We start from the raw sequence: 9,428 nt of genomic DNA on the forward strand, positions 1-9,428 counted from the left end.
ACGCACAACCCCTCTCCCGGCCCACCCCTGTTTAATTTTCTCCCGCTATTTTGCACACCGACCACTCGCCAGCCACCAACCGCTTCGCTAAGCTGGCGGCCCATGGCACAAGGCCCTGTTCAAGATAGAGATATTGCTTATGTCGTTTCCCCCGGTATTGGCCCTGCGCAGCCTCTTGCTGACCCTGGTGCTGGTGCTGACCGCCTGCCAACCTGCGCCGACCCACACCCGCATTCAGGGCAAGACAATGGGTACCTATTATGTGGTGACGGTGAGCGATCCCTTCCCGGGGGGAGAACCCGCGCTGCAGCAGGAGGTCGATACCCTGCTGGCGCGGATGAACAGGGAGATCTCCACCTACGACCCGAATTCCCTCATCTCCCGCTTCAATCAGAGCACGGGCAAGCAGCCCACTGTCATTCCAGCGGCCATGGCCAGGATAGTGCAACAAGGCATAGATGCCGGGCACCTCACCCAGGGCAAGCTGGACGTCACCGTGGGCCCGCTGGTCAACCTGTGGGGATTCGGCCCGGACAAGCGCCCGATCAAGCGGCCAGATGCCAGACAAATTGACGCAGCCCGCCTGAAGGTAGGCATAAACAAACTGAGCCTGACGCAAGAGGGGGATCACTTCCTGCTCGGCAAGACAATCCCGGCGATCTACCTCGATCTCTCCACCCTGGGTGAGGGCGCAGCCTCGGACGAAATCGCTACCCTGCTCGAGAGCAAGGGGGTACACAACTACCTGATCGAAGTGGCGGGCGCCGTGCGCAGCAAGGGCAACAACGGTAAGGGCAACCCCTGGCGGGTGGCCATTGTCGAGCCTTCCGATCAACCGGGTGCCTTCTCTGATGTGGTGAGCCCGAACGGCATGGCGCTCAGCACCGCTGGCAGCTATCGCAACTATTACGAGCTCGATGGCCAGCGCTACTCCCACATCATAGATCCCGCCACGGGCGCGCCTGTGACCCACAAGCTGGTCTCCGCCAGCGTGATCACCCCGACCGCACTGGAGGCCGACGCCCTCGACACAGCGCTCATGGTGATGGGACCCGAGCAGGCGATGGCGTTTGCCAGGGCACACCAGTTGGCGGTCTACCTCATCATCAAGACAGAGCAGGGCTTTCGGGCCGAATACAGTCCGCAATTTGCCCCCTATCTGGTGCAGAAGAGGCCATGAATGGCGGGGCTTAGCCGAAAAACGGCGGGGCCACTCCATGTTCAATTGCCTGTCTGCGCGCTTTGGTGGCACACTTCTGTTATCCGCCCGTAGCGCCCTGACCCTGACCGATGCAGACACCGGAATCCGAACCAGAAAAAAAAGCCCCGCCCAAGCCCAAGCGCATCCTGCTGGTCAACGAACAGCGATCCTTTCAGGTGATGATGAAGGCGATGCTGATCAACATCGGCATCAATCGCATCACCTATGTCAACTCGGCCGAGGAGGCCAGGCGTCGCTGTCAGAAAGAGACCTTTGACATCTACCTGCTCGATTATGAACTGGGGGGCGGCGAGAACGGCCGCCAACTGCTGGAGAGCCTGCGGGATCAGACGCTCATTCCCCCCCAGAGCGTGGTGATCATGGTGAGCGGCGACAGCTCCCGCGCCATGGTGTTGAGCGCGCTGGAGGCCGAACCCGATGAATACCTGATGAAGCCCTTCTCTCAGGAGCAGTTCTCGTTTCGCCTCAAACGCGCCCTCGCCCGTCGCCTGGCACTGGAGAGCGTGTTCCGCGCCCTCGCCCAGGACGATCTGTCCACCCTGCTGGCCGCCTGCGCCGAGCGGGCCGATGCCGTGCCACGCTTTGCCAACTTTTGCCGCTGCCTGCAGGCCGATACCCAACTCAAACTGGGGCAGGCCAAGGAGGCCCGCAGCCTGATGCGCCAGCTGCTGGCCGGCCAGGAGAACAGCTGGGCCCGGCTGACACTGGGCAAGGCGTGCCATACCCTGGGGCTCAACGAAGAGGCCGTGAGCCACCTGCAGGCGACCCTCAGAAACACCCCGCTGATGGTGGAGGCACACCTCTGGCTGGCGGAGTCCCAGCTGGCGCTCGGCAATGACGAGCAGGCCCAGCAGGAGCTCAAACGCGCGGTGGACATTTCCCCCCAGTCGGTGCAGCTCTCCCGCCGGCTGGCGGAGGTATGTCTGCTGCGCCACGACTATGCCCAGGCCAAGGACGTGCTGCTGTCGCTCATCGACATGTCGCGCAACTCCATCCATCGCACCCCTCACTATCTGGGGGCTTATATCCAGGCGCTGACCCTGTATGCCCTCAACAGCAACGACATCTACCACATCGCCAATTTGCAAAAGCAGGTGAACTCGGCGCTGTCGCGCATTCGCGATTCGCTGATGATGTCGGAGTTCAACTACCCGGTGTTCGAGCAGATCTGCCAGGCCAGGGTGCAGATCGCGCTGGGCGAGCTGCTCAAGGGCAAGAAGATGCTCTATCGCGCCAACCAGAACTGGCTCGATCAGCCGGACACCATGCCCCCCAGCCTGCTGGGCGAAACCATACTCGCGCTCTACCAGCTCGGCGAATTCGAATATGCCGAGAGCCTGCAGGCGCTGCTGGCGGAGGATGAAGACAGGCTGCTCACTACCTGCATCCAGGCCACCCGCGACGACAAGACGGTGCTGGAGCGGCGCCAGCGTTACCAGCAGCTCAACGAACTGGGCATCAAAGCCTACCAGAGCGGCGAGCTGGAGCAGGCCCTCGGCCACTTTCGCGAGGCGCTGCGCCGGGCGCCCGCCAATACCGGTGCCGCCCTCAACAAGATCCAGGTGCTGCTGCAACTGATGCAGAAGAACCGCAAGAGCCCGGAGTTTGGCGCCGAGTGCAAGGAGACGCTGGAGGTACTGGACGGCATCCCTTTGAACCCGGCGCAGCAGGATCGTTTTCGCAAGCTGCGTCAGGAGTTTACCCAGCTCAGCTGACCCACAGGCTGTCCCGCTCGCCTATGCTGATACAGACTCGGCGAGGGGAAGAAACAGACGATGGCCATGTGTCGATATCTGGTGGCGGACGGCCGCCACTGCAGTGAGGAGGCTGGGGAGCACGAACTGTGCCGCTGGCACGATCCCCACGCCAATCATCAGGATCCCCATACCGCTCGCGAGCTGGAGCACTACATCCAGCAAGGCGGCCTGTGCCACGGCCTGCAACTGGCCCGCGCCAACCTGGCCGGCCTCAATCTGGTCAAAAAAGGGGCCGCGCAGGGCTTCTTGCTTGAGCAGTGCAACTTTTATCGGGCCAACCTGCAGGGGGCTCACCTCTACGGTATCCGTATCAAGGGCGGCAGCCTGATGAAAGCGGATCTCAGCGACGCCAACCTGCACTGCGCCGAGCTCGACGACGTCAACCTGCTCGGCATTCGCTGGCACAACACCCGACTCGACAACCTCAGCACCGGCAAACGGCTGATGCAGGAGCGACGCGGACGCAAGGAGCGGGATCCGGTACAGGCCCGCATCTGGCTGAAAGAGGCCGAGGAGACCTACCGGGATCTGCGCAAGGCCTCGGAGGCGCAGGGCATCTTCACCATGTCCGGCCGCTACATCCAGCAGGAGCTGACCATGCGCCGGCTGCAACTGCCACGCTGGTCGACCCAGCGGTTCACCTCCTGGATTGTCGATCTCTTCTGCGGCTACGGCGAAGCGCCCATGCGAGTGGTACTCTTCTCTCTGCTGCTCATCTTCATCTGTAGCATCTTCTACTTCTTCTTCGGTCTGAGCTTCAACGGCAACCACCTCATCTACCAGCCCGGCGCCCCCCTGAAGCAGAACGCCATCTTCCTGCTCGAATGCCTCTACTACAGCGTGGTGACCTTCACCACCCTGGGTTACGGGGACTTCACCCCCATAGGCCTGTCGCGGATCTTCGCCGCCTTCGAGGCCTTCACCGGCAGCTTCACGCTGGCACTGTTCGTGGTGGTGTTCGTCAAGAAGATGACCCGCTAAAAACCTGTCCACTATCTTACTGCGAGGCCGTGATCAGATTGCCGATAGCCAGATACCCGGCTCAGGAGCTGCGCCGGGCACCGCCCCCGGAACTTGCATCCACCGCCGATTCCTAGTCCAATAGCGACTTATAAAAATGACATGAGCATCCCTGACATGAAGATCATCTCTTTCAATATCAATGGCCTGCGCGCCCGCCTTCATCAGCTGCAAGCCATCATCGACAAACACCAGCCAGATGTGATCGGCCTGCAGGAGATCAAAGTGCACGACGAGGCCTTCCCGCTGGCGGATGTGGAGGCCATGGGTTATCACGTGGCGTTCCACGGCCAGAAGGCCCACTACGGGGTGGCCATCATGAGCAAGCAGAAACCCGTCGAGGTGCAAAAAGGCTTCCCCACGGATCCGGAGGATGCCCATCGCCGCATGATCATGGCCACCTTCGAGCGTGAAGATGGTTCCCTCATCAAGGTAATGAACGGCTACTTCCCGCAGGGTGAAAGCCAGGATCACGAGACCAAGTTCCCTGCCAAGCAGAAGTTCTACGAGGACTTGCAGCAATATTTGGAGACCCACCACACCCCGAACGACCCGCTGGTGCTGATCGGGGATGTGAACATCTCCCCCACCGATCTCGACATCGGCATTGGCGAGGCGAACCGCAAGCGCTGGCTGCGCGATGGCAAGTGCTCCTTCCTGCCCATAGAGCGCGAATGGATGGAACGGCTGAAAGGGTTCGGTCTGACCGACACCTTCCGCGCCGCCAACCCCACAGAGTGCGAGCGTTTCTCCTGGTTTGACTACCGTTCCAAGGGCTTTGACGAGAATCGCGGCCTGCGCATCGACCTCATCATGGCCTCCGACGCCCTCAAGGACACGGTCACCGAGACCGGCATCGACTACGAGCTGCGCGGTATCGAAAAACCCTCGGACCACGCCCCCATCTGGGCCTGCTTTGCCTGATAAATGCAGACAGTGGGGACGTTTGACGTCCCCGCTTCCCCGCCCTTTTCCTGTTTATAATGCCCGACAGGCTACCCGCCCATACCCAACAGGCTACCCCCGCCGCGCGCAACGCTTATAGTCAATGTATCCACCGCCGGGACACCAATTGTCGCTGACTCGCCTTTCTGCCTCCATGAGCACTAATAACTTGCATCCCCGAGCAGCTTGGGTTCAATATTCGCGATCTATCATTAAAAATTGTCATTAATCCAATGAGTTAAATTTGTAACCATGCTGTTGATGATGTCAGTTCAGAAGAAAGGTGTGCACGGCGATCGCTGTCCATCCAACAGGAGTGTGATGATGAAAGTGCAAAACGTCAGGGAAGAGATGTTCAAGCGTTGTGGTCTTGCTCTGGCACTGGCCAGCCTGTTGACCGCCTGCGGTGACGAGCGGACCGCCGGTGCCCAAGCGCTGCCTCCCCTGCCGGTGGTGGTGGCCGAGGTCAAGCCGACCGATGTGCCCCTGACCACCGAGATGGTGGGTGAAACCGCCGGTTTTCGCGAGATCGAGGTACGCTCCCGGGTGAACGGCATACTGCTCAAGCGTACCTATGTGGAAGGCCAGCCGGTCACCGCCGGCCAGGAGCTGTTTCTCATCGACCCCGAGCCCTACAAGGTGGCACTGGAGCAGTCCAGGGGCATACTTGCCCAGGAGCAGGCTCGTCTCAACAAGGCCCGTGCTGACCGCGATCGCATCATCCCCCTGTTCAAACGCCAGGTGGTGAGCCGCAAAGACTATGACGACACCATCGCCAACTATGAAGCCGCCATCGCCAGTCATCAGGCCGCTCAGGCCAAGGTGAAGGAGGCTGCACTCAACCTCAGCTACACCCAGGTCACTGCGCCCATTGATGGCATGGCGAGCAAAAGCGCCCAGTCCGAAGGTAGCCTTATCTCCACCAGCGGTGACAGCAGCTTGCTGACAACCATCACCCAGTACAATCCGCTCTACGTCAACTTTTCGTACTCGGAGCAGGATCACCTCAATTTTGAAAACTCGGTGCGTAACGGGTTGATTGAGGCCAACGACACCACCAACTGGCGTACCCATATCCGTCTCTCTGACGGCTCCATCTATCCCGAGACAGGCAAGCTCAACTTCTCTGATAATCGGATCGATCCCCAGACCGGCACTATCCGTGCCCGCGCCATTTTCGACAATAAACAGGGCGCACTGCTGCCAGGTCAATTTGCCAGAATCACCATCGACTTGGGTATTCGTAAAAACGCCATCGTGGTACCAGCCAGAGCGATTGTGCAATCTCAGGCAGACCGCATGGTGATGGTGGTGGATGGCGATAACAAGGTAGTGCCACGTCAGGTCAGACTCGGTCCGGCCATTGCAGAAGGAGTGCTGATCGACAGCGGCCTTAATGCAGGTGAACGTTACATCGTAGAGGGGCTGATGAAAGCCAAACCCGGCAGCATAGTCAAACCTGTCTCAGCCCAAGAGATGAAGGCTATCAGCGACAAGATGGCTAACAAGCCAGCGGCCAGGTAAGGAGCGCCTATGTTTTCCAAGTTCTTCATAGAGCGCCCCATCTTTTCCTGTGTGATATCGATCATTATCGTACTGGCAGGATTGGCCTCCATGCGCGCACTGCCGGTAGAGCAGTATCCGCAAATCACACCACCCGTGGTATCGGTCACCGCCTTTTACCCGGGAGCAACCCCTGAAGCTATCTCTCAAACCGTTGCCGCCCCCCTAGAGCAGCAGATCAACGGGGTTGAGCAGATGGTCTATATGCAATCTGGCTCAGCCTCCAATGGCCAGATGAACCTCAACGTCTTTTTCGAGATCGGCACCGATCCGGATCAGGCCACCATCAACGTCAACAACCGGGTCTCGGCCGCCATGGCCCAACTGCCGGAAGAGGTGAAAAAGCAGGGGGTAACGGTCAAGAAAAAATCGACCGCCATCTTGCAGGTCATCACGCTGGTGTCACCCAACCAGTCATTTGATACGACCTACCTGTCTAACTATGCCCTGCTCAACATCATCGACGAGCTCAAGCGGGTACCTGGCGTTGGCGATACCATGCTCTTTGGTGGCACTGACTATGCCATGCGTATTTGGCTGCGCCCGGATCGTCTTGCCCAGTTGCAACTCACCCCGAGCGATGTGATTGGTGCCATTCGTGAGCAGAACAGCGAGTTCTCGGCAGGCAAAATCGGTGCCCAGCCCACCACGACCCCCACCGACTTCACCTATACGGTGCAGACCAAAGGGCGCCTTGAGGATGTGAAAGAGTTCGAGAACATCATCATCCGATCGATGCCAAATGGCGCAAAAATAAGGGTCAAGGATATTGCCCGCGTCGAGCTCGGTGGCAAGGATTACGACATTGTCGCTCGCGCCAACGGCAAGCCTGCCATCGGTATCGCCACCTATCTGCAACCGGGGGCCAACTCGGTTGCCGTGGCGGATGCCGTGCACGCCACCATGGCGCAACTGCAAACCCGTTTTCCGCAGGATATCGAGTATCAGATCCCCTATGACACCACCGAGTTCGTAACACTCTCCATTAAGGAGGTGGTACGCACCCTGTTTGAAGCCATGGTGCTGGTGTTTGTGGTGGTCTATCTGTTCCTGCAAAACTTCCGCGCCACCCTGATCCCCTGTATCGCGGTGCCGGTATCCTTGATCGGTACCTTTGCCGGCATGTTGTTGCTGGGTTTTTCCATCAACCTGCTGACCCTGTTTGGTATGGTGCTGACCATAGGCATAGTGGTGGATGACGCCATCGTCGTGCTGGAGAACGTGGAACGCAGCATGCGAGAGCGAAAACTCTCGGCGCCGCAAGCCGCCATCCTCGCCATGCAGGAGGTATTCAGCCCCATTGTCGCCACCACGCTGGTCTTGTGCGCCGTGTTCGTCCCCGTGGCCTTTATGGGCGGCATGACAGGGGTGATGTACAAACAATTTGCCATCACTATCGCCATCTCTGTGGTCATATCCAGCATCGTTGCCCTGACCTTGTCACCGGCCTTGTGTGCCGTATTGCTCAAGGATGGACATCGGGAACCCGCTCGTTTCTTCGTCTGGTTCAATCACCGATTTGACCAGCTCACCAGAGGATATGTGCGTGGCGTGGCCTTCCTGAATCGCCGGGTGGCGCTGGCCTTCAGCATCATAGTAACCATGCTGATCGCCAGTTATCTGCTGTTGATGAAGGTACCGGGAGAACTGGTACCGGATGAGGATCAAGGTTACCTCATCTCTGCCATCATGCTGCCGGACGCCGCCTCCCTGACCCGTACCCAGGCACTGGCTGACACCTTCGACCAAATCGCCATGGCCAACCCGAATGTGAAGGATGTCGTTACCTTCTCCGGTTTCGATATTCTCTCCAGTGCGGTGATCAGCAACAGCGGCCTGAGCTTCATCACCCTCAAGGACTGGAGCGAGCGTAAAGGCGCAGGGCAGGACTCCTTCTCCCTGGCGAATACCTTTCAAGGCATGAGCTTGATGGGGCTGGCGGATGGCTTTGTGGCATCATTCAACCCACCGCCCATCCAGGGGATGTCCACCACAGGGGGACTGGAAGGGTATCTGCAAAACCGCAGCGGCAGCGATGCCAAGACCTTCTCGACAGAGGTTGAACATTTCCTGGCCGCAGCCAGAGAACGGCCTGAATTTGCCAGTGTCACCTCGACCTATCGCGCCAATGTCCCTCAGGTCTATCTGGATCTTGATCGGGAAAAAGCCAAGGCATTGGGGCTGCCCATCAACGCGGTGTTCGACACCATGCAGGCCACCTTCGGTCAGGTCTATGTCAACGACTTCAACCAGTTCGGTCGCACCTATCGGGTCCAGCTTCAGTCAGAAGCGGATTATCGCGCCACAAAGGGGGATATTAGCAACATCCATGTTCGCTCTGACAAGGGGGAGATGATCCCGCTCAGCAGCCTGGTGACAGTACGTGATGCCAGTGGCCCCGCGTTTGTTGAACGCTTCAATGTGTTCCCGGCAGCCAAGATCATGGCGCAGCCCGCCCCAGGTTACAGCTCGGGTCAAGCTATCGCGGCACTGGAAGAGGTGGCCAACAACACCCTCGGCAACGATGCCAGACTGGAGTGGACCGGCTCCGCCTATCAGGAGAAAGCGTCTGCAGGCAGTGCCGGCATGGCGTTTGGCTTCGGCATCGTGATGATCTTCCTCATTCTGGCCGCCCAGTATGAACGCTGGAGCCTGCCGTTTGCGGTGATCACGGCCGTGCCGTTCGCCCTGTTCGGCGCCTTGTTCGCCACCTGGGCAGTCGGGCTGACCAACAACGTCTACTTCCAGATCGGGCTGGTGACGCTGGTGGGGCTGGCGGCCAAGAACGCCATCCTGATCGTCGAGTTCGCGGTGATGAAGCATGAGGAAGGCATGAGCATTGCCGAGTCGGCACTGGAGGCGGCGCGCCTGCGTTTTCGCCCGATTATCATGACCTCCCTCGCCTTTATCCTCGGCTGTAT

5 protein-coding genes and 1 pseudogene are annotated in these 9,428 nt (G+C 59.3%); all 6 read left to right on the top strand.

Going from position 1 to position 9,428, the window contains the following annotated elements:
- Positions 1-139 precede the first annotated feature (139 nt).
- Positions 140-1,180, top strand: a complete 1,041-nt coding sequence (locus AAC083_RS02850) for an FAD:protein FMN transferase (RefSeq protein ID WP_108535766.1) — start codon at positions 140-142, stop codon at positions 1,178-1,180.
- A gap of 110 nt (positions 1,181-1,290) precedes the next feature.
- Complete coding sequence (locus AAC083_RS02855; RefSeq protein ID WP_108535767.1) at positions 1,291-2,937, top strand: tetratricopeptide repeat-containing response regulator; 1,647 nt, start codon at positions 1,291-1,293, stop codon at positions 2,935-2,937.
- A gap of 60 nt (positions 2,938-2,997) precedes the next feature.
- Positions 2,998-3,960, top strand: a complete 963-nt coding sequence (locus tag AAC083_RS02860) for an ion channel (protein ID WP_042038466.1) — start codon at positions 2,998-3,000, stop codon at positions 3,958-3,960.
- Between the two features lie 156 nt (positions 3,961-4,116).
- The gene (gene xthA / locus AAC083_RS02865; RefSeq protein WP_108535768.1) at positions 4,117-4,923 is read left to right on the top strand and encodes an exodeoxyribonuclease III; all 807 of its coding nucleotides are present in this window, start codon (positions 4,117-4,119) and stop codon (positions 4,921-4,923) included.
- A gap of 345 nt (positions 4,924-5,268) precedes the next feature.
- Positions 5,269-6,468, top strand: a complete 1,200-nt coding sequence (locus tag AAC083_RS02870) for an efflux RND transporter periplasmic adaptor subunit (protein WP_108535769.1) — start codon at positions 5,269-5,271, stop codon at positions 6,466-6,468.
- Between the two features lie 66 nt (positions 6,469-6,534).
- Positions 6,535-9,428: pseudogene (locus AAC083_RS02875) on the top strand (efflux RND transporter permease subunit); the annotation flags it as partial.

It is taken from the genome of Aeromonas sp. HMWF014 (assembly GCF_963878295.1).
In the GTDB taxonomy this organism is placed as follows: Bacteria; Pseudomonadota; Gammaproteobacteria; order Enterobacterales; family Aeromonadaceae; genus Aeromonas; species Aeromonas popoffii.